This window comes from Wolbachia endosymbiont (group A) of Pogonocherus hispidulus (assembly GCF_964028195.1).
GTDB lineage: Bacteria > Pseudomonadota > Alphaproteobacteria > Rickettsiales > Anaplasmataceae > Wolbachia.
In genome coordinates this window covers 671,227-693,552 of the sequence record NZ_OZ034750.1, presented here as the reverse complement: position 1 = coordinate 693,552, position 22,326 = coordinate 671,227, and the positions used below count along the sequence as shown (strand labels likewise).

The 22,326-nt window shown below is 34.9% G+C and carries 14 protein-coding genes and 2 pseudogenes; 10 read left to right on the top strand and 6 right to left on the bottom strand.

What is annotated here, in order from left to right; translation table 11 throughout:
* Positions 1-407: 407 nt before the first annotated feature.
* The 3 genes from ABWU58_RS03290 (at position 408) to ABWU58_RS03280 (ending at position 7,863) form a co-directional block, all read left to right on the top strand.
* The gene (locus ABWU58_RS03290) at positions 408-3,923 is read left to right on the top strand and encodes a DEAD/DEAH box helicase (protein ID WP_353283600.1); all 3,516 of its coding nucleotides are present in this window, start codon (positions 408-410) and stop codon (positions 3,921-3,923) included.
* Between the two features lie 327 nt (positions 3,924-4,250).
* Positions 4,251-5,109 (top strand): IS630 family transposase gene (locus ABWU58_RS03285; RefSeq protein ID WP_353283380.1). Its coding sequence is split into 2 segments (ribosomal slippage): positions 4,251-4,576 and positions 4,575-5,109, totalling 861 coding nucleotides; the frame shifts between segments, so codons are not numbered across the junction.
* A gap of 558 nt (positions 5,110-5,667) precedes the next feature.
* Positions 5,668-7,863, top strand: a complete 2,196-nt coding sequence (locus ABWU58_RS03280) for an AAA family ATPase (RefSeq protein WP_353283599.1) — start codon at positions 5,668-5,670, stop codon at positions 7,861-7,863.
* An 826-nt stretch (positions 7,864-8,689) separates the two neighbouring features.
* Here ABWU58_RS03280 and ABWU58_RS03275 read toward each other — a convergent pair.
* On the bottom strand, positions 8,690-9,721 hold the full coding sequence (locus ABWU58_RS03275; protein WP_353283598.1) for a virulence RhuM family protein: 1,032 nt from the start codon (positions 9,719-9,721) through the stop codon (positions 8,690-8,692).
* A gap of 885 nt (positions 9,722-10,606) precedes the next feature.
* Here ABWU58_RS03275 and ABWU58_RS03270 point away from each other — a divergent pair.
* Together ABWU58_RS03270 and ABWU58_RS03265 are read left to right on the top strand one after the other, a co-directional pair.
* A complete protein-coding gene (locus tag ABWU58_RS03270; protein ID WP_353283597.1) occupies positions 10,607-10,747 on the top strand; it encodes a hypothetical protein in 141 nt (46 codons plus the stop codon).
* 141 nt (positions 10,748-10,888) lie between these two features.
* Entirely contained in the window at positions 10,889-11,740 is an 852-nt protein-coding gene (locus ABWU58_RS03265; RefSeq protein WP_353283596.1) for a Bro-N domain-containing protein, read from the top strand.
* A gap of 271 nt (positions 11,741-12,011) precedes the next feature.
* Here the strand turns inward: ABWU58_RS03265 and ABWU58_RS03260 are convergent, their stop codons facing one another.
* The 5 genes and pseudogenes from ABWU58_RS03260 to ABWU58_RS03240 all read right to left on the bottom strand — a co-directional run.
* Positions 12,012-12,872, bottom strand: a complete 861-nt coding sequence (locus tag ABWU58_RS03260; RefSeq protein ID WP_353283070.1) for a group II intron reverse transcriptase — start codon at positions 12,870-12,872, stop codon at positions 12,012-12,014.
* 53 nt (positions 12,873-12,925) lie between these two features.
* On the bottom strand, positions 12,926-14,170 hold the full coding sequence (ltrA, locus tag ABWU58_RS03255; protein WP_353276809.1) for a group II intron reverse transcriptase/maturase: 1,245 nt from the start codon (positions 14,168-14,170) through the stop codon (positions 12,926-12,928).
* A gap of 52 nt (positions 14,171-14,222) precedes the next feature.
* Positions 14,223-14,363 (bottom strand): hypothetical protein, encoded by a 141-nt coding sequence (locus ABWU58_RS03250; protein ID WP_019078704.1) that lies wholly within the window; start codon positions 14,361-14,363, stop codon positions 14,223-14,225.
* 318 nt (positions 14,364-14,681) lie between these two features.
* Positions 14,682-15,629, bottom strand: a complete 948-nt coding sequence (locus ABWU58_RS03245; protein WP_353283608.1) for a reverse transcriptase N-terminal domain-containing protein — start codon at positions 15,627-15,629, stop codon at positions 14,682-14,684.
* A gap of 443 nt (positions 15,630-16,072) precedes the next feature.
* Positions 16,073-16,621 (bottom strand): annotated as a pseudogene (locus tag ABWU58_RS03240) (Rpn family recombination-promoting nuclease/putative transposase); the annotation flags it as partial.
* A gap of 129 nt (positions 16,622-16,750) precedes the next feature.
* Between ABWU58_RS03240 and ABWU58_RS03235 the strand changes: the two are divergent.
* The 5 genes and pseudogenes from ABWU58_RS03235 to ABWU58_RS03215 all read left to right on the top strand — a co-directional run bounded on the left by ABWU58_RS03235 (position 16,751) and on the right by ABWU58_RS03215 (position 22,291).
* Positions 16,751-17,671 (top strand): helix-turn-helix domain-containing protein, encoded by a 921-nt coding sequence (locus ABWU58_RS03235; protein ID WP_353283607.1) that lies wholly within the window; start codon positions 16,751-16,753, stop codon positions 17,669-17,671.
* Between the two features lie 170 nt (positions 17,672-17,841).
* Positions 17,842-18,375 (top strand): JAB domain-containing protein, encoded by a 534-nt coding sequence (locus tag ABWU58_RS03230; RefSeq protein ID WP_353283606.1) that lies wholly within the window; start codon positions 17,842-17,844, stop codon positions 18,373-18,375.
* 352 nt (positions 18,376-18,727) lie between these two features.
* Positions 18,728-20,788 carry a recombinase family protein gene (locus ABWU58_RS03225; protein ID WP_309165575.1) on the top strand — a complete coding sequence of 687 codons (2,061 nt, stop codon included), beginning with the start codon at positions 18,728-18,730 and terminating at the stop codon, positions 20,786-20,788.
* 18 nt (positions 20,789-20,806) lie between these two features.
* Positions 20,807-20,968: pseudogene (locus ABWU58_RS03220) on the top strand (JAB domain-containing protein); the annotation flags it as partial.
* A gap of 99 nt (positions 20,969-21,067) precedes the next feature.
* Positions 21,068-22,291 (top strand): hypothetical protein, encoded by a 1,224-nt coding sequence (locus tag ABWU58_RS03215; protein ID WP_353283605.1) that lies wholly within the window; start codon positions 21,068-21,070, stop codon positions 22,289-22,291.
* Positions 22,292-22,326: the final 35 nt, after the last annotated feature.

Here is a 22,326-nt window from a genome sequence, read left to right as displayed (position 1 = left end):
CCTCTATTAATAACTAATTAAGTATAGCACTAAACATTAATTTTGCCAAGCAAACCTTTTAACCCCAATTTATGGTGTATGGTCCCAGAGAGTGATGAATTGTAAATAAATTAGGAGCACTGGTTACATATAAATTCATAAGGTTTTGAGAGTTTTAAGTCTTTTTGTATAGTCTTGGTTGCACTTTTATGCAGCTCAACATAAGTAAATTTGATCTATAGCAACAAACAAATGCTTATTTTAACTTATTTCTGTTGGCGTTTTATAGTAGTAATTGATGTTAAACCGTTCTAAAATTGGTAGCTTGCTCTGAAGAAACACTATAGTTTTTCTAAGGTGGGTTTAAAAAAAATTATCTATAAGGTTAATATTCAATTTATTTATATTGAAATATACGATTTTAAAAAATGACTATCTATGGAAGAACATGGTGGGGAGAGAAATGGCTTCAGTGCTTCAATAGAATTGATTATGATAACCGTCTTCCACGTGGCAGAACTTGTGCTAATACTGGTCGAGCTTTTGGTATTAAAATTAATGGTCACATAGTTACAGCTAAAGTTCATAGCTCAGCATATAAAATTCGTGCTCACCCATATAAAGTCGAAATTATACTTAATGAATTAAGTTCATCAGAACAACATACTATTCGCCAAATAATTGAAACTTCACCTTCTATACTATCTAAATTAATAAATAGGCAATTACCAACCAGCTTGTTTGATAAGCTTAATGATCTTGGGATTAAATTGTTTCCTTCAAATTGGGAAGAGATGAATGCAAATTGCAACTGTCCTGATTGGGCTATGCCTTGTAAACACATTGCTGCTGTAATTTATCTTATTGCTGCAGAAATTGATAAAAACCCCTTCATGATTTTTAATATTCATAATTGTAATTTGTCAGCACTTATCGATGATTTTGGGAATGGAAAATTAGAAAATGCTCAAAACATTTTAAAGATAGATGATATATTTAAGGCATGTTCTAAAATTAGAATACATAACCAAGCAATTTTAAATGATATTGATTTATCAACTATTCCTAACCTTTTTGATTGTATCAGTAGTATTTTAACAGATAATCCACTTTTTTTTGAAAAAAACTTCCATAATATTTTACAGATAGCTTATAAGCACTGGCAAAAGTATCCTGCAGGAAAATTAGTGTACTATCCAGCTTCTAAGAAGGAACTATCAGAAGAGGAGCTATTTATTGAAAGATGGGGAAATATTGAGAATTGGCAAACATTTCAACTATTCATTAATGATCAGCATTACCTTACTCAAGTGAGCAATGGTACAACTAATTTATTTATGCTAAGTAGAAATGTATTGAAAGATATAGCGCGATTTTTAAACGACATTCCTAATTCGTTACTTCACAGGCTTAATCCTGAACTTCGCTTCATGCATATGATTTCACAGTTTGCACATATGCTGATGGAAAAGTCAGCGCTAATACCACAAATATTACAAAACAAAGAAGGAGAAGTGATAATTAGGTGGATTCCGGCGTTGTTTAATGCGTCAGTTAAGGAAATTCATAGCAAGATGTCATCTATTTGTCCGCCTCTATTGATTAAATATCAAGAAATCGCTGTGGAACCAGAGGAACAAGTAAATGTTGCTATCTCTCTTATCCTTTTAGGGTATATAGAAGATAACTTTCCTGTATCACTGGATAAGTATAGAGATAAATATATCTTTGAATTATTCTTTACTGGAAATCCATACAAGTTTACTAAATTTAGTAACAAAGAAATACCGCAAGCAATTAATCTCTGGCTTTCACGTCTTTATTTAGCAGATAAACCTTACAAACTCTATTTAACGATAAAAGATCACCATGAAAAATTTGAGCTTGATATACAGGCATCCCTAGATGATGAAAAGTCATTCATAAAGCTAGAAAAAGCACTTTCTAATCAAAACATAAAACTTAGTATTTTATCTGACCTTGCACTCTTGTCTGAATACATACCTGAATTGGAAAAATCGATTGACGATAATAGCATATTATCATTTAATTTAGATGATTTTGCACCATTGTTTTTGCATATCTTGCCTGTATTAAGAGCAATTGGTATCGTAGTTATTTTGCCAAAATCTTTACAAAAAATCTTCAAACCACAATTAAGTCTTAATTTGTCTACCAAGGATAAAATAAAAGAAGATCGAGAAAGTTTTTTAACGCTGGAAAATTTATTAAAATTTGATTGGAAAGTAGCAATAGGAGATAAAAAATTAAGCGTTACAGAATTTAAAAAATTGCTAAAAGATTCCCGAGGGCTTGTGCGAATAGTCGATCAGTATGTGCTTTTGGATGATAAGGAGGTAGAAGCTCTACTGAAGAAACTTGATAAGTTACCCGAACACTTAAATCAAGTAGAGCTGATGCAAGCCGCTTTAGCAGGTGAGTTAGATGAAGCTAAAGTAGTACTTGACCAGCAAATTAAAAACTTATTTGATAAGTTCAACACTTATGCATCTGTTGATGTACCAAGTAATCTAACTGCACAGCTACGTCCATATCAAGAGCGTGGATTTAGTTGGCTTGTACAGAACATAGAAAGTGGGTTTGGTAGTATAATTGCTGATGATATGGGTCTTGGTAAAACATTACAGGTTATAGCAGCTATTCTATATTGCAAAAATACAGGGTTTTTGGATCGGGACAGAGTCTTGGTAGTAGCTCCCACAAGCATCTTAAGTAATTGGCAACGAGAAGTAGAACGTTTTGCGCCAGAATTAAAGCTTTTCGTCTATCACGGACAAAATCGAGAATTGGCAAGTGATTATGATGTAGCTCTAACATCCTATGGTCTTGCACGTCGTGATAAAAAAGAACTTAATAAAATTCGCTGGTTTTTGCTCGTGATTGATGAAGCACAAAATATAAAAAATCCTAATACCGAACAAACCAAGGCAATTAAAACTATTGAAACAAGACATAGAATAGCTATGAGTGGCACACCTGTTGAGAATAGGCTGCTTGAGTATTGGAGCATTTTTGACTTTATCAACAAATCATATCTAGGTACTTCTGCGCAGTTTAGAACACGCTTTGCAACACCGATTGAAAAAGCGAGAGACAAAGCTTGTCTAGAGAGGTTCATGAAAGTTACCCACCCCTTTATGCTATGTAGGGTAAAAAGTGATAAAAGCATTATTCAGGATCTACCAGATAAAATTGAAAATAATCGTTATTGTTCTTTGACTCCAGAGCAAACAGCACTTTACCAAGAAGTCGTTAATACAACTATGGAAAAGATAGAAAGAAGTGAAGGAATTGAACGTAAGGGATTAATCTTTAAACTTATCAATGCTTTAAAGCAAATTTGTAACCATCCATCACAGTACGGCAAGAAAAAGCATGCGAGTATTGAACAATCCGGTAAAATGCAGATGCTAGAAGAAGTATTGACTGTGATTAGTGATCTTGCAGAAAAATCATTAATATTTACTCAATATACTGAAATGGGTAAAATTATATCTAAGTTACTTGAAGAAAGATTTAAATCAAAAGTGCCATTTTTACATGGTGGACTTTCTCGAAAAGCACGTGATACAATGATTAATGATTTTCAAAACTTATTCCAAGCCAATATTCTTATAGTATCTTTAAAAGCTGGAGGAACAGGGCTTAATTTAACAGCGGCAAACCATGTAATACATTACGATTTATGGTGGAATCCGGCAGTGGAAGCACAAGCAACAGATCGAGCTTATCGTATTGGACAAGAGCGTAATGTTATGGTATACAGACTGCTTTCAACAGGTACATTTGAAGAGCGTATTGATGAGATGATTCAAAGCAAGAAGGAATTAGCAAACCTAACTATAAGTAGTGGCGAGAGTTGGATTACAGAATTTAACAACGATCAATTAAGAGATTTAGTTAATATAAAAAATGCACTATAATATAGCTGAGTTATTTAATGTAAAGAACCAGATAACTACCGCTCAATAGTTCAAAATATAGACAAAGATCAAAATGTACGTCTCCAATTTCATCATGTATAGCGGAGACAAAATTTTGTGTTTTATGTCTCATTGATAGGCAAAAAGCCTGTAATTACGTTTTAAAGCGATTGTTACCACTCCACTGTACCCCTTTAGCACCTGTAATGCCCTTTAAAATTTGAATAAAAGGCATCTTTAATAATTCTATTCGTGAATCAAAAAGTATAGCTCTTCTCATAATAATCCAAATAAGGTAAGATATGGATTTATGGTAGTGGGGTTTGTATGCCAGCAGCGTATAGTTATGACTTAAGGAAAAAAGCAATGGAAGCATTGGATGAGGGAGAAAGTAGAGCAACTGTTGCCAAGAGATTTAAAATTGGAAAAACGACTTTATATGAGTGGCAGAAAAGGCGCGAGGAAACAGGAGATTTTCAGTCAAAAAAGCCTGGAAGCGTAGGATATAACCATAAAATTACCGACTGGAATGTCTTCACCGAATTTGCAAAAAACCATGGTGGCAAAACTCAGTCAGAGATGGCTAAACTCTGGGGCAATATCAGTCGACAAACGATTCACCGCGCACTTAAAAATATTGGCTTTACAAGAAAAAAAGATCTACGGATATAAAGAAAGAAATGAAGAAAGGCGAGCTCAATTTGCAAAGGTTATAGCAACAAAATATCCTGAAAATCTTGTATATATTGACGAATCTGGGATAGACAATACAGAAGACTACCCATACGGATATTGCAGAAAAGGAGAGAGGTTTCATTCACTAAAATCAGGTAAAAAAACTCAGCGCGTCAGTATGATTGCAGCTCTAAATAAAAAGAAAATCATTGCTCCATTGACCTTTGAGGGATACTGCAACAAGGATGTTTTTGAGGCTTGGTTTGAGCAGTTTTTGACTCCAATTTTAAGGTCTGGCCAAACTGTAATTCTTGATAACGCTGCTTTCCATAAATCTAAAAAAATCGATGATCTTGCTAAAGGAGTAGGTGCTGAAATTCTTTATCTTCCTCCATATTCTCCAGACTTTAACGAAATTGAGCATCATTGGTTTGCTATAAAGAACAGAGCTAGAAAAAATATCCCTATTTTTCAGTCTTTCCGTCAAGCTGTTGATTCTGCTTTTTTATGATTTGTTCCGACTATTATGAGAAGAGCTATAATTGCCGTTTTCAGAAACTTTTCATTTTTACAGATGGCTTGAAAAGATTATCATTAAATCATTAATAGGTAGCATATCAGGCCAAACTCCTCCAAAGAAAAAAGTTTTTAATTTTTTCAGAAAAAGTCATAAGAAACCCGGTATATATATAGTAGAGGGTTTTCTATTCGCTTATAATTCCACCTTAAATTAAACTATGCCTGCGTATATGGGAAGGTTTAGCCAAAATTCCTTACATATTAGTAGTATGCAATATATCAACAAAATAAAAACTAAGAGGTTGACATAGTGAGTAAAATGTAGTAGAGTTATAGTAGAGCATTTTTTCTTAAAAGAAAGAAGATACTAAAACCTTAAATTTCACTTTTCACTATAAACCTAAACTGACTTCCTTTATTTCTTAATATAGCCTTGCCAAGAGAACCTCCTATTGGAGTTTTTACTTCATAAGAAGAGAGTAAGACCCCAATCAAAACAGCCTTACTCAAAAACCTTTCAAACGCTTAATCTTAAAAGGAGTTTCAATTTATGGTACAAGATTTTTTAACTGATGTCAAACAAAAAAATACTTTAAATGATGAATATTATGATTTTAACAATACTGTCTCACATTTAGAACCATTAGAGCAATTTGATGTAGAAGAAATTAAAAGACACTTATTATTAAACATAAGATCATGCCTTTCTTATTTATTCCCAAGGGGAACTTTTCATGGAGATGAATTCCGAATAGGTGATGTGCATGGTAACAAAGGACAAAGCCTCAGAGTAGCATTAACTGGTGGAAAAGCCGGACTCTGGCAGGATTTTGCAACTGGGCAGAAAGGTGATGTTCTTGATATTTGGGCAAGTGCACAGGGAAAAGATACAAAGAGAGACTTTTGTGAAGTGATGGCTTCTATAAGTGAATGGCTTGGATATGGCAAAAAATGCGCAAAGGCTTTCGAGAAATTTATTACCCACAGTTGGAATTATTATGATGAAAATGGCCAGATCATTGTAAAAGTTTATCGTTCTGATCCTCCTGGAAAGAAAAAAGTATACAAGCCTTTTGATGTAAAACGATCTAAGTTTGCTGCACCAGAAATAAGGCCACTCTACAACATTCCAGAAATCTTAAAATCTGATAAAGTTATTCTGGTTGAAGGAGAAAAATGTGCAGAAAGCTTGATAGAACAAGGGATTGCAGCTACAACAACAATGTCTGGAGCAAACGCAGATGTTGATAAAACAGACTGGTCACCCCTTAAAGGTAAAAATATTATTATTTGGCCAGATAATGATGAAGCAGGCAAACGATATGCTGAAAATGCTGCAAAAAAGCTGTTAGATCTTGGAGTTGCATCACTTGCTGTGCTTGAAATTCCTCAAGATAAGCCTGAGAAATGGGATGCCGCTGATTGTGTAAAGGATGGTATAAGCATTGAAGAATTTTTAGCTTCAACTCCTTTACTTACTATTGATACCCCATCTACTGACATTCCAAATACTTCAAATATGAAAAGTTTAGAAAGATCCACAAAACAGCCACTTAACATTTTAGATTGGAGTGCAGAGCGCTTTGTAGGTCCGGTACCAGAGCAAAAGTTTCTTGTTGAAGGTCTATTTCCTTTAGGTGTTACTTCAATAATAGCAGCAATGGGAGATACAGGCAAAGGTATGCTTCTTCTTGACCTAGCGCTTAAGGTTGCAAGTGATAAGGATCAGATGTGTGGCTTTGGTTCACTTGTTACTGAACATGGATCAGTAGTGATTTTTTCAGCAGAAGATGATGCAAGTGAGATACACCGCCGCTTAGAACGACTCGACCCTAAGTGTGAAAGGTTGAAACATAAAGATAAATTATTTATTGTACCACTGCCAAACGTCAGAGGATCACTTACAATACTCAGAAATGTTCGTGGTAAAATCGTCGAAGTTTCTCCTGAATTCGAATCCGTAATGAAACAGCTCGAGGAAATTAAAGATCTGAAATTGATAGTATTTGATCCACTTGCTTCATTTATCCATGCAGATATAAATGCTGATCCAGCTGTAGGGGATTATCTAATGTGCGTATTATCTGATTTAGCATGTAGTACTGGAGCTTCGATAATTACTGCTCATCACATGAGAAAGCCAAAAGGAGAAAAACCGATATTAACTGCTGAACAAGCACGCGATGCAATTAGAGGTACCTCTGCTCTTGTTAATGGTGTTAGATGCTCATACGCTTTTTGGCCAATAGAAAATACAGCTAGGCTAGAAATCTTTAAGGCAGTAGGAGAAACACCAAGACAGAATGCTTTGTTTCATGGGGCAGTTGTGAAAGCCAATGGTTTAGCTGATCGCACTGTAAGAACTTACCTAAGAAATCAGGAAACAGGGCTACTAGAAGATATAACAATACAACTAACAGTTAAAAATGCTAGTGAAAAAGACCTTAAAATATGTCTTACTGATGCAATTACACGATCTGCTGTTGCAGGACACCCATTTACTCACACAGGAAGCACAGGAGTATATAAGCAACGGCATAGACTACCTGAAGTTTTTCACAGCATGGGAAGGGATCGACTAGAGCGTATAGTTCAGGAACTTTTACAAGCAAAGCAGTTAGTTAAAGGAATGTCTACAGGTGCAAAAGAAGATAAATGGCTTGACGTTATAACAGGACCATTTGCTCGTGGTGTAGGGCAATTCACTCCTGGGGCTGAAGATCTTAGCTGTAGACAAAACTTATAAGTCTTTCTTTATGGGTGGCTCTTTAAATATTTTAGAGTTGCCCTATTTTCTCTATTCAATCTGTCATCTACTCAATCAAAAATACTAACTTCGGAGCCAAAAATCACAACCCTATTATAAGCTATGATTTCAATTAAGAAGGGGTAAGACATCAAATGGTTGAATTATATTCCTGATTCCTTGGTTACTAAATAAGTAATGAGAAACTAGGAAGCTAAAGATCGCTTGAATCCTAACCTTTTGCCCTCTATTCCTAAAAGTGTTCCTAGTTATTATGTGTCTGAAGTCAGCCAGTATAGCGGATTCTACGTTCCTAAAACCCTTATATATTATATATATATAATAGTAATAAATAATAATAGATAATATAAAATAATAGTAAAATGCAAATAAAGTACAATAACTTAAACAGCAAAAAGAAAGAAGTCCAGAAAGGCTGCCACAAAATATTATTAAGATATTTACATTTAATGAAAGATACAATTAGCGCGGTTTTAAAACGATTCTACAACTTCAGGGTCAATTATACCACCAAGACCTAAGTTACTCATGTAAGGTAGCTTAAAACTCGATTATGAGGCATTCTTAATGATTCCATTGGTGCAAATAAACTTATGCATAAGTTTAACGTCATTTTTATTCATTGTAAAGAAAAAATTTGTATGGGTCTTATTTAGAAAACTCACTTGATATTTTTCAGCTCATATACACCTCTTTCAAGCTATCTGGCAAAAGAAACGAAAGATAAATGCTCAGAAGAAACAATATAAAGCGATTCTATAATTTTTACCTCTTCCTGATTTCTTTACTTTTATGAGATTTAGCCCTAAGCTTTTACACTTTTTTGATCAAGACTTTTCTTTTCTTCTATCAATTTATCAAAATCTGACTTGTATGACTTGTCCTGTGTTTTTCTAAATATCTCATATTCTTTTGTAGCTAAGGTAATTGCTACTTCATGAGAGACTTTGCCATAACTCTGCAATATATCTTGCTCATTAAATTTTAAAAATGCATCAAGTTTCTCTTTCCAATCCTTCATATACATTATTTTACCTCTGGCAGCTTGAAACTCTGCATAATCTATATACATATTTACTATCCTGTTTAGCTGAGCAATTTCATTTTTATCTAAATAGTTTTTTGCTACTTGCGTGTCAGAAAGAAAGATTTTTCCCTTAGGTGCCTTACGCCAATTTGTTAAGCCCATATTAGGTTTACTTCCATCCACTCTGTTTGCAATAATTTCTGCTGCTGTATTTCCAGTAATAGCAAAATGCAATTTATTCTGCACTACAGCAAAGAAATTTTTCGTTTCGGTTGAACAGCTTGCATAGTCTACTGAAGTTGCATAAATGTCTGTGATTTTCTGATAAGCCACACGCTCACTTGCACGAATTTCTCTAATTTCTTCAAGTAACTCATCAAAAAATCGAGTGTCAAATTTAGAGCCATTTTTAAATCTATTGCTATCAATCACAAAACCTTTGAAAATATACTTCTTTAGTTTATCAGTTGCCCATGTACGAAAAGCAGCACCACGCTCTGAATTAACACGATAACCAACTGATATCACAGCCTCTAAATTGTAGAAAATTACATCACGTTTTACCTCTCTTTCTCCCTCTTTTTGAACTATCGAGGATTCCTCGGTAGTTGAATTTTTGTCTAGTTCTTTACATAGATAAATGTTCTTTAAGTGCAATGAAATATTATCAATTGAACAGTCAAATAACTCTGCCATATGTTTCTGAGTAAGCCATAGATTTTCATTTTCAAATCTAACTTCAATACATACCTTTCCGTCGTCTGTTTCGTAGAACAAAATTTCATTATAATCTAGTGATTTGTTGTTCATATACTTCCTTAGCCATGTACTGCATATATAGCACCTTCTGCTTTAAGTGACAAATTTTTAGACGCAGAGCCAGTCAATTGATACATAGAAGAAAGTTGTATACAATATCTCTGTTCGTTTCCCTCTTACTACAACCTATAATAAAAATATAAAGTGATTCGATAAAGATGGTCCATAATTGCGTTTTAAAAGGGGTCATAGAGAGCTACCAAAAAGCATTTAAGAAGTAAACTTTAAGCCGATCTGGGTTTTATAGTTTCCGTGATTTCCGGCAAAATTTCAAAATAAGGCAACAAAAATACAATACACCTAAACTATTGAAATTCTGTATTTTTATCCATTCAATATCTATAAGACGTTATTTTTCCACTTCCAAAAGACTTAATGAATCAGATCGCCCTAAAATCCGCTACAGTAGCTAGCTTTCCATTTTCCGAAAATCTTATATATTATTATAATATGTAAATAATACTATACATATATATATTAATAATATAGGAAATAATAATAAACAATATGAAAATATATAATGAATTAGTAAGGTCAACTAGAATTAAAGTAATGCCAAGGGAGTGAAAAAAAGAAGTTAAAGGACCCGGAAATGCCACAAGAAAAAGTCTTAAAATATTCATAAATACAACAAATAACCTTTAATGCGGTTTTAAAACGATTCTACGACTTCAGGGTAGAATTATACCACCAAGACCTAAGTTACTCATGTAGGGTAGCTTAAAACTCGATTACGAGGCATTTCTAAATTATTTTTTACTTTAAACTTTTACTTGTTATAAAAAAAACCTCGCTTTAGTTTATCACATTTTTTATTCATTGTAAAATATTTTTTCAAAAAAGTGAACAGTTTTCATAATTTCGGTATAGCAAAGTATGTCAGTAAAACAGCTTTTGTTTAAAACCCCTGAGCAATTAATTGCAAAACTCTCAGTAATGAAATCAGCAAATTGTAGAGGTAGCTCAAGGAAAAAAGTTACTGCCATAGAAGAAGAAACAGAAGCTCGTAAAACTTGATTGCCGCTTAAAATGGAGATAAAGATCAAAATTTACGTCTCCAATTTTATCATACATAACGGAGACAAAATTTCCACTATTTATTAGTAATAAAAAGCAACTTAGTTTATATTTGGTTTTTAGAATAAACTTATTTTCAATATGATTGACACTTTAACTTTAAAAGAAGGAGATATTGAGACTACTGCATTTGATAATAACAATGTAACTAGAGTATTACACAATGGAGAGTGGTGGTATGTAATAACAGAGGTAATAGCTTCTTTCACAGGTAGTAAGAACCCATCTGATTACCTAAAAAAGATGAAAAGCAGAGATATAGGGCTTTCTGAAGGATGGGGACAATTTGTCACCCCCCTTGAAATTAAAACAAAAGGTGGTAAACAGAATGCTAATTGTACAAATGTTGAGGGGTTATTGCGTATCTTACAGTCTGTTCCTTCCAAAAAGGTTGAGCAGTTTAAACGTTGGCTTGCAAAAGTCGGGTATGAAAGATTACAAGAATATGAAAATCCAGAGCTGGCATTTAAACGAGCCTATGCTGATTATGTTGCAAAAGGATACTCTAAAGAGTGGATACAGAGGAGAATGCAATCCATATCTGTAAGAAATCAACTCACAAAAGAATGGGATAACAGAAAAATATCCGACCATAATAATAAGCATCTTGAAGGCAAGGAATATGCAATATTGACAGATGTGATCTCTCAGGCAACTTTTGGTATCAGGACTAAAGAACATAAAGATCTCAAGGGTCTAAAGAAGCAACCATTAAGGGACCATATGACACCAATTGAGCTAATTTTCAACATGCTTGGCGAACAAGCAACTATTGATGAAGTAAAAATCAAAGATGCACAGGGTTATTATGAGAATTTAGAGGCGGCAAAAGATGGTGGTAAAAATGCTAGTGTAGCAAGAGAGGCATTTGAGAAAGCGCGAGGTGTAAAAGTTGTTTCTTCGGATAATTTTCTCAAGAAGATTAAAGATTGAGGTTTTCACTGTGAGAAGAAAGGAATCAAAACATTCTCTGCTAATTTTAGCCGATTCTACTGCAACACTGTTCTTTAAAGCGTTTTAGAGGATTGTTATAGCGTTATTAGTGATTTGGATAGGGGGGGAATAGCATCTTTATCAAAAACCCATGTAACCTCTTTAAAATCCCAGTAAACAGTTATTGTTACCTAAGGAGAGAAAGTCGCCTTTCCCCCCTCGGCTTCAAAACCGGACTTAACAGTTTCCCGTTATCCGGCTTCTCTGTAATTCAGTGCTTGTCACGCAGACTTCCGTGTAATTGGTCATGACAATGCTTATGTAACAAGGATAAGTTTTTGATGTTATTATTGAGTCTATTGCGGTCCTGATGATGCACATGTGCTAAGTCATCAAATCTAAACCAAAGATGACAATAATTACATTTACCTTGTTGTATCTTCAATAGTTTTATTACTTGTGGCGATTTTCCTGGAATTGTGCTCAAACGACTTCCCCAGTATGGCCAGTCTCCATCATAAGGAGATTTGGTTCCTCTCACTTTGATATGCCATCTACTGGCATATTCTCCATGTTTTGTAATACGTATTCCGTTACCTGTCATAAATCTCCAATTTTCGTTACCATACCTTTTAAAGTATTTTCTCTTAATCCAGCATCCTCCTTTGTTTGGGTGTCTATATTTTGCCCACCTCCAAAGTTGGGTGTGCATAATCATATCCATTGAGTTAAAGATTTTGCTTGAGACTGCCGAAGTGTAGTACTGACACCATCCTCTAACAATTGGATTGAGGTTATTTATTACAGCTTCTTGCGATTCGCCTCGCATTTCCCTTAACTCATGTTTAATAACCAGCGTATGCTGTTTAACAGAACTACGACTTGGTTTAATCAATAACTTGTAACCTTTCTTACTTTTCACTGGATATTGTCGTATTGTGAAACCAAGAAAATCGAAGCCTGGTTTCTGTCCATTGGAAAACTTGAGAGTGTGAGAGATCTTTGTTTTTGAAGGTTTTAGCTCTAACCCGATAGTTTTTAACCAACTTTCGACTAGCTCCTTAGCCTTCAGAATAATCTCTTCACTCTCATGTATGATAACAAGGAGAGTAGACCGGCGGAACTTCCCCACCAGTCTCTCGCAGAACTGCACGGAAACCTCTCGGCTTATACAGCTCCCATTATTTAGCCTTTTGATCCTAACCCAAGTGTCCAATGATAGAAAATACTTGGAGACCTCTTTCTCACTTTTCCTAGAAATTGCTTTGCTAGTCTTCCGTGATCACGAAGTTTCTTATATTTTGTCCTGACCCATCTTATGAGGTATCTCTCTATATTTCTGAGAGATGGATACATCTCTGATTTATAAAACCTGCCATAGTACTGAAACCAGCCTCTGACTATTGGATCTATTTTCTTCGATATTTCCTCTAGTGTGGTCCATGTAATCCGATGTATTCTCCATGACTTTATGGTTTTCTTGATCTTCTTCTTGGCTTTGTTACTAATTGCAGGTAGAAATGAGATGAAATAATTCCTCATCTTATTCTTTGCTACTCTAGGTCTAAAAGTATAACCTAGAAAATCAAAGCTTTGTTTAGGAAATTGTTCTTTTCTATCATCATCCTTACTGTACACAATCTGTGTCTTTTCAGGATGTAACTTCAATTTACACTTAGCCAATCTTTCTTCAATCATTACTTTCATAAATCCTGCCTGTCTTTTAGTTCTGCAGTGCACTATCGCATCATCTACATATCTTTCAAATGGTACTGTTGGATAATTTTGTTTCATCCACATATCAAACGCATGGTGCATAAATATGCTTGAAATGATTGGGCTTATTGAACCTCCTTGCGGAACTCCTTTATCCCTTGTTACCCTACTGCCATCTGCTTGCTGAATGGGGGCTTTCATCCACCTCTCAACATACAGTATGACCCATTTGCAGTCTGTGTGTTTCTTGATAGCCTGCAGTGCTAAATCGTGGTCCAGATTGTCGAAAAATCCAGATATATCAAGATCTACCGTCCAATCATTTTTCCAACATCTCTTCCGTGCTGTGTATACCGCATCCAGCGCAGACTTATTTGGTCTATAACCATATGAATCTTCGTGAAATTTCGGTTCTACTAACGGCTCAAGATACATTGTAGCTGCTGTTTGCGCTATCCTGTCGAATACTGAAGGCACACATAAAATTCTTTGCCCTCCTGTATCTTTTGGTATCGCAACAGCTTTTACCGGCTCTGGAAAATAACTTCCGGATGACATCCGATTCCATAATTTGTATAGATTATCCTTTAGATTTTCTTCAAACTTTGTTATCGAGACCTCATCTACACCTGCTGCACCTTTATTTTTCGATACTTGTTTATAAGCTCTCCAAATAAGTTGCTTTGGTATATCAAAAGACTTTGTTTCATTCATTAACTCCTCCCTTTCGGTTGATAAATAATTAAAACTAAATAACTTAGCCCCTTCACTCCATTTCCATTACAGAAACTTCTTCGCTACTACGAGCTAATCCGCCCCTGTTTTTCGCATCGGTACTCTCATCCTCAGAGATCAGCTCTTTGGACTTCTCCCTTTTCATCGAAACGACAGGTTCCCGTAGTTCCATGCAATAGCCTAAAATAGATTCACGCCACTTTTATGCCGGACGCCACCTACCCAGTAAACAAGCTCCCTGTAGATTCATCCCAGGTTAACGACTACCCCCTGGTTTTGACGTCGTCTCTACGCTTTCGACACTTCATCAGTGGTTCACTTGCGTTCGTCTCTCTATTTCATACATGACACATAATTGTGCCTTTTCCATAACGCTCACTACCTTAGCTCTTTACCAAAGCAGCTTATGGCTGTTTGAAGCCTGCTCTTGCAAACCGGCTCCGAGGGGCCCTCCCTCATCTACTGCACAGCTTCAACACTTTCCGTGTTTCTACGGCGCACAATCATCACAGTAGAAAATTACACTAATAGACTTTTGCGCATTTTTATGCGATATCCTACCATATTTTCTTTTCATGCATTGAAAGAGTTCGTTTGTTAATGCTTTTTTGATATGTTGCTCTAATCCGTGTAATGCAACACAAGCTAGCAACGGTGAGATCGTCCCTCCTTGAATTGTACCACGTTTTGTGGATTGAAACTTTCCATCTTCCATAACGCCTGCCCTTAACCATCCTCTTATGATTTTCTTTAACGTTGGTGTGGTATTGAGCTTTTCAAGCAGTTTATTATGGTTAATATTGTCAAAACATCCAGAAATATCAGCATCTAATACATATGCTGTTTTCTGTTTTAGCACATCAAATATGGCTTCAATTGCATCATGACATGATCTACCAGGTCTAAAACCATAAGTGTTTGGCTCAAGTTTTGCCTCCCATTCTGGTTCTAAAGCCATTTTTACAAGTGTTTGTTTTGCTCGACACGATATAGTAGGTATACCAAGCGGGCGATGCTCCGATGGCTTACCAGGTTTTGGGATCCAGACGCGTCTTGATGGCTTTGCTTTTTCTTTTATATCTAAAGAATATGATAGTTGTAATCTTTCTTTTTGATTAAGATTAGCCTTTCCATCAATACCTGCAGTCTTCTTCCCCCTATTGTCCTGTGTTACTTTCCTAACAGCGAGTGTTTTTGCACTTGTTGATTTGAGTAATAATCTCTGAAGATTATGCATCTTTCTGATATCATTACATTTAGAAGCTTGGTAAATTCGTTTTTGTAGCTTAAATGAAGATTTCTTCAGCTTTCGCCAAGGAATTCCATTCCATTCATACCTAGCTTTTTGCTGGTCCATAACATATTCACTACTATTCACCACTTTACCTTCCAAATTAAAGTGTTTACGTCTGCGTATCCCAGATATTACTTTGGGCATTAGCTTCTTAAACAGTCCTTCCACATAGCAGCTTGTGGTTGGCTACCTACTTATATTTTTATGAATATAAGAGCTTTTATGTGGTTACTCCGTTCCATGGCTTCGTTTCACGTTAAACTTAGATTCCTACTATTTGCCGGAAGCTGGGAACATCAATAACTAAAGTCTTCAATCTTTAGTTCCCCTTTTGCTTCGTACCATTTTGGTCTATGCGTAGTTCAACCTCTTTTCGCATACTATGCTTTGACGACAATTCAAACATAGGTTCCTCTCGTAATCATATCTAACTCTGTTTGCAGGATGAGGTTTAGTGTTACCTGCTTTTATCTCATGCTTGCATCCCAAAGGTTGCCACCCTTTAAAATGTGAGATATACATTATCCCCGATGTCTAGGGAAAGTGGAATTTAACCACCACAAAACCACGACTTTCAGGGTCGCACTAAAAAAGAAACACCATCTCTCTGTAGTATTCTCTAACTGCTCTACTCTATTTTTTGTAAATTTAGGCAACTCAATAAAGACAAATTGTAGATCTTTCAAGTAATGCCCATTGGTTTTGATATCGCGTATATTATGAGTAGAAATATAGTCAACTTCTTCAGGAAGAAGGTTACAATTGGAAATAGCAATAAAGAAGACTTTCTGAAGATCAATGTAATTACCAGATTTATCTAGTTGTCTTGAGTAAGCCTTAGCAGCATAAAGTTGAGCACGTTTTTCAAAGCCTTTATCACGAGCGAGCTGCATTTCGATGACAAATCTATTACCAATGGAGTCTTTGCAAAGAACATCAACAATACTTTGTTTGTCAGAGGCAATTTCAGGATCCATGATAGTACTAAGGAATTCAATTTCTATTATTTGATCAGAAGTAGAAAAGCCTAAGATATCGTTGAGGAAGTGAATTAAGATATTTTTATTCTTTTCAGAGCCAAATATTTTTTTAAAACTAAGGTCGTTTTTTGGATCAAGAAATTTAGAAAAAGCCATGACGAATTAACCTAGAAAGCACTAATAATTATACACAATTGTGAAGAAATATTCAACTAAAATTCAAACATAGAAAGAAGCATCCCTTTTGTATATCTTTATTTGGTAGTATTAACCTGTATAATATTTATGGCAAATATCTCTATAAGGTATCAGATAGCAGAAAAAGTGAAAAGCTGGAGGTTAAAAAGAAAATATACTCAAAAAGAATTAGCAAAAAAAATCGGAACAACATATCAGGTAATACTGCAATATGAAAAAGGAACACGCAGAATTTCAATTAAGAAGTTATATGAATTAGCAGAAGCATTATCAACAACTGCTAGAGATCTAGCTTGCGGACAAGAAGTATCAAATGAGAAAGGGTATGAGGGAGAGGAGGTACTAAATCTAGTAAGAAGACATAAAGAGATTAAGGATCAAGAATTACGTGAAACGTTTTATTTATTAACTAAATTCATCCGTATTAGTGAGGAAGAAAGTGGAAAGGCAGTAAAAGTAGAGGTGGCAAAGGGTTTAGTTAAGGAAGGAGTTTCTGCTCATGTTATCTCTCAAACGACCGGTTTATCTATTGATGAATATGATAATGATGAGAAAAAAATTTCTATTCCATACAAAGTAGGGCAAAGGATAAAAGAGTGGAGATTGATACGAGGATATACACAAAAAGATTTAGCGAATAAAGTTGGCATAACAAATCAAGGAATATATGAGTATGAACAAGGGAGAGCTGCTGTTTCACTTGAAATGTTAGATGAAATAGCAAAGGTACTATTAATTAATATTACAGATCTGCTTCCAGAAACAAGAGAAAATGAGAATAGTGAAGCAGAGCTATCAAGGTTAATAGAAGAATATAAAAAGATTAAAAGCCAAGAACTACGTCATGTATTAATAAAATCTCTGTTTGAAAGCATACAAGTTTACAAAGAGAAAGTGAAGAAAGTAGAAAAGATGAGAATTGCAAAGAATTTAGTTAAGGAAGGAATTTCTATCAATATTATTTTAAAAACAGTAGGCATCTCTTTAGACGAAATTCAACAAATTTAAATAAAAAAAATCAGCATATATTAATATCTTTACTTTTTGATAAAAAAATAAGTAAAAAAGATTGAAAAATTGATTTGACTTCACTCAAAAGCTATGGCCTTATGCCAATGCTGACAAAAAACAGCAGTAAATATATAAAAACATTTTGTTATTAGTGAAGGGTAATTTTTATGAATAATAAGAAAAGTAGTAGAGATCGTAGAGAAGAAATAGAGTTCAGAGCATTAGAAAGCAACGGTAAAGCTCTACTTGATCGTGAAGTAATAGAAACGTTTCTAAGTGCAGTACATGATAGGGAAGAAGCTCGCATTATTGCTAGAAAGCTAATAGATAGTTTTGGAATAGGAGGAGTTTTAGGCCAGGAAATAGATGATTTGAAAACTATAGAAGGGATAACTGACTCTACAGTAGCAGTAATTTTATGCCTAAAGGAAGCTTCAAAGAGGGTACCAAGAGAAGAGTTAAAGAAAGGACCTGTAATGGATAACTTGGAAATCATCGTAAAATATTTAAGGGTGAGTATTGGTTATTCAGAGGAGGAAAAGATGAAAATAATATATTTTGATCAAAAGTGCCGTTTAAAGGGGGAAGAAGTGTTCACTGGTACAGTGGATAAGGTACCCTTTTACATAAGAGAAGTAACAAGAAAGGCATTAATAAGAAAAGCGACGTCAATAATAATATCGCACGATCAACCACCTTAATACCCCATTCAACAACCAAAAAGAGATTACAGTTACAGATCCAACTCATCCGCTATTTGGCAGAACTTTTCCTATATCCTTTATCAGTTCAAGAGCCCATTGTAGTAGTAATGTATTTGTTATTCATCGTAATAACATAATTCTGCGTATCCCGTTTCTTGCTACCAACTTAGCCAGTAAGCAAGATTTTCTCACAAGTAAATTAACATGGGATTCATTATACGAATTTGTTTCTTTAGCAAAGGAGTATAAATTATGCCATGTAAACCAAATAGAGTGTGGAAAAAAATGCCGCAATGTCTCAAATCAGAAATTTTAGAAAACATATTATTAGTGTCCAAAGAGGTCATCCATGAATACATCAGAGCTAATTACAGCACAACATTTAACACGCGAAGCGATAATTTACATAAGACAATCAACACCTCATCAAGCACTGAGCAATCAAGAAAGTTTGGAGTTACAGTATGCGCTGAAACAAAGAGCTATTGATCTTGGGTGGAAAGCTGATAATATTGTTGTTATTGATAATGATCTCGGCTTAACAGGTGCTAGTGCTGAAAAGCGTGAAGGGTATAAAGAGATTCTCGCTAAAGTCACTTTATCAAAGGTAGGGATTATCCTATCCTACGATGTGACTCGTTTGTCACGTAATTGTTCTGATTGGTATCCGTTATTGGATATATGTGGCTATAAACAGTGTTTGATAGCTGATCGGGATGGTGTGTATGACCCTGGTACTATTAATGGTCGGTTGTTACTTGGTCTGAAAGGACAGCTTGCTGAAATGGAGTTATCTACTATAAGAGCCAGACTAAATGCTGGACTAGTAAATAAGGCAACCAGAGGAGATTTAGCCTTATCTCTTCCAGTGGGTTTCGTTCGTAACATTGATGATTCCGTGAGTAAGGATCCTAACCTTGAAGTTCAGCAGCATATTAAGCTTGTTTTTGACACTTTTCTAGAAAAACGAACAGCAGCACAAGTTGTAAGGTATTTTAACAATAACCAACTTACCATTCCTAGGTATGACAATTTTAAAGAAGTGCATTGGAAAAAACCAACTTTTGACGCAATTATCTCAATGCTCAAAAACCCTGCTTATGCTGGAGCATTTGCTTATGGTCGTTCTTGTACTACGCGTCACAAACTATCTTCTGCTAATAAAACAACAAAAAGACTACCAATGGAAGAATGGAAAGTTCTAATTAAAGATAAATACCCAGCTTACATAGATTGGGAAACCTTTACAAAGATTCAGATCATACTTAAAGATAATCATGCGGATTACCGTCGCTGTAGAACACGTGGAATAGCTAGACCAGGTGCAGCATTATTACATGGAATAATCTATTGTGGAGAATGTGGACACAAAATGATAGTACAGTATAAAGGAGGAAATCATTATAAATGCAGTTACCAACATCAACGTGATCTTTCCCCTTCATGTCAGTTTTTACCTGCTGATATTATTGATAATGAAGTAATTCCTAAATTTTTTGCAGCACTTAGTCAAATTGAGCTAGATGCTTATACTAAGGCTATTAACTCGCAGCTACAATCTGAACAAGAAATTAATAAAGCTCATTTACAACAATTAGAACGCTTAAGATACCAAGTAAGATTGGCAGAACGACAATTTAATCAAGTTGATCCTGACAATCGTCTTGTAGCTGCAGAACTTGAAAGACGTTGGGAACAGGCATTGAATGAACTCAAGCAAGCGGAAATTACATTTGAACGTCAGTATCCAAGTAAACCTACTCCTCAATTATCCGAGGAACTGAAAACAATATTTTTAGATGTAGGTAAGAAACTACCAGAAATTTGGCATAAGTCAGTTCTGTCACGTCAGCAAAGAAAATCTTTTGTTCGTTGTCTGATTGATAAGGTAGTAGCACACCGAATCATGCGTGATTGCTTGCAGATACGTATTGTATGGCATGGTAGAGAAACTACCACTTTCCATGCTCCTATTCCAGTAAGCTCCTTTCGTGCATTGACTACTGCAACAGAAATGGAGCAATCGATAATAAAGTCAAGTAAAGAGGGTAAAACGGATATAGAAATTGCCAAGTACTTAGAAACACAAGGGTATCGTTCTCCCTCACAATCAAAGAATATTGTTTTAGAAAATACAGTAAAAAATATTCGGTTAAAAAATAATATTATGCGAAAAAAGGAGCAATCACACCCCATTAAAGTGCCTGGCTACCTTACTATTTCACAAGTTGCAAAAATCCTTGAAGTTTCCAGGCAGTGGCTTTACGATAGAATAAGGAGAGATAAAATAAAAATACAAAAAGACTATAGCAAAACCAGAGGCAAGTATTTATTTGAAGATAGACCAGAAACTGTTAGAACCCTTATGGATTTTAAAAATGGTAAACTCAACAACCCAAATTTTTTATAGGAGTATCAATATGTATAATCGCATAACCATCCTGGAGGAAGTTTAGAACCATCAGAAGAAGATCAAGCAGTAACGAAGAGCTTAGCAGCAGCATGTAGTACTGTAAGCGTTAGATTATTTGATCATATTATCATCACAAGTAGTGGCTATTTTAGTTTTAGAGAAAACGGATTGTTATAGCAGAAAGTATTTGCAAATCTACTCACTATAATTTATAATAAGTAATACAGTGTATAATAACTATACACTTAGAAAGTATATTTAATAGCGGAGGCTAATATGAATAATAAAATAATTGTACCTTTTAGTGATAAAGAGGGGGGTGTTTACGAGTTAAACGTTGATCTTGATAGATTATCAAAAGGTGAGATGTTAAATGCTATTGTAGGAATTGGTCGTACTAGCCAGCAGCCTACCTTTGTAAGCAAAATTAATAATGCTAAAAAGCTTGGAGATAAAGAAGTAGTACCTTTCCCTAGTAGAGAAGTTCGCGAAAACCAAATCAACTATAGGAAAGGATTTGACTATATTTATGGCACAAAACCTTTGAGTAATCAAGCAGATTATCCAGAAGGGCTAAATCCATTTGCTTCAGCTTTGCAAAAAATAAAGCCAAGTATAAGCGAAAGCGAAAAGTTGAGCTGGTTTAAGAGTGCTGTGGTAGAGGCAAAAAACGTAAATGAATTGCACAAAACTATAGACCAAGTACTAGCCTCTGGAGCAAGAATAAATGCATATAACGATGGGGAATGGAGCATTGCAGAGTATGTAGTATTGGGTACACATTTTCATAAATTTGATAAGGCTGATCGAAAAAAGCTAATACGTAAATTAATGCTAAGCGGCGCAGAGTTTCATGATACTCTACTGCAGAATAAACTGATAGGTGAAATCTATAATGAGCTACAACGAGAAGTTCAGCTTCATATAGACAAGAAGCTTGAGAATTTGAGAAAAATTGGTGAAAGTGCTATTCAAGAAGGAGCATTAATAGATGTCGAGATAGACAATACAACATCGTATATAGAATTTTCCGAGGATAGTAAGATAGAAGTAGCCAAAATACTGGAAGTAAAAAGAGAGTTAGGAAGTAATATTTTAAAAATTGGTAATGATGCAGTTGAAGTTAAAAGTGAGAAGGGAGGTATAAGAAACTATACCGATATTTCAGATGGCAGCTCTATCATGTTAGAATTTCCTACAAGCATTGGTAAGCTAAATATTATATTGTACCACGATGTAAAAAAATATGATCAAGTACAAGTCAGAGTAGAAAACAAGGAAATGTGGGCTGAACTACAACAAAGAGGAGAAGAAATAGGAAAAAATTGTCTTTTTGCTGGAGTAAAACTTAAAGAAGCAGTAGAAAAGGGAAGTTTTATGAGGTGTGGCATATGGAATAGCAAGCAGCTTATGAAGGAGGTTGATAGCCCAAGTGAAAAATTGTTTTCATGGGCAGACAAAGTACGTGAAAATAGTAAAGAAACTTGTAGGGCACTTTAATTTAAAGGTTCCAGAGTCTGGCTATTATATCTGGA

Bases quoted from the DNA above. Each gene is read 5' to 3' on its own strand.
- ABWU58_RS03265 (WP_353283596.1), top strand. From the start codon at position 10,889: ATGATTGACACTTTAACTTTAAAAGAAGGAGATATTGAGACTACTGCA.
- ABWU58_RS03230 (WP_353283606.1), top strand. From the start codon at position 17,842: ATGAATAATAAGAAAAGTAGTAGAGATCGTAGAGAAGAAATAGAGTTC.
- ABWU58_RS03290 (WP_353283600.1), top strand. From the start codon at position 408: ATGACTATCTATGGAAGAACATGGTGGGGAGAGAAATGGCTTCAGTGC.
- ABWU58_RS03275 (WP_353283598.1), bottom strand. From the start codon at position 9,721: ATGAACAACAAATCACTAGATTATAATGAAATTTTGTTCTACGAAACA.
- ABWU58_RS03280 (WP_353283599.1), top strand. From the start codon at position 5,668: ATGGTACAAGATTTTTTAACTGATGTCAAACAAAAAAATACTTTAAAT.
- ABWU58_RS03245 (WP_353283608.1), bottom strand. From the start codon at position 15,629: ATGCCCAAAGTAATATCTGGGATACGCAGACGTAAACACTTTAATTTG.
- ABWU58_RS03250 (WP_019078704.1), bottom strand. From the start codon at position 14,363: ATGGAACTACGGGAACCTGTCGTTTCGATGAAAAGGGAGAAGTCCAAA.
- ABWU58_RS03225 (WP_309165575.1), top strand. From the start codon at position 18,728: ATGAATACATCAGAGCTAATTACAGCACAACATTTAACACGCGAAGCG.
- ABWU58_RS03235 (WP_353283607.1), top strand. From the start codon at position 16,751: ATGGCAAATATCTCTATAAGGTATCAGATAGCAGAAAAAGTGAAAAGC.
- ltrA (WP_353276809.1), bottom strand. From the start codon at position 14,170: ATGAATGAAACAAAGTCTTTTGATATACCAAAGCAACTTATTTGGAGA.
- ABWU58_RS03270 (WP_353283597.1), top strand. From the start codon at position 10,607: ATGTCAGTAAAACAGCTTTTGTTTAAAACCCCTGAGCAATTAATTGCA.
- ABWU58_RS03215 (WP_353283605.1), top strand. From the start codon at position 21,068: ATGAATAATAAAATAATTGTACCTTTTAGTGATAAAGAGGGGGGTGTT.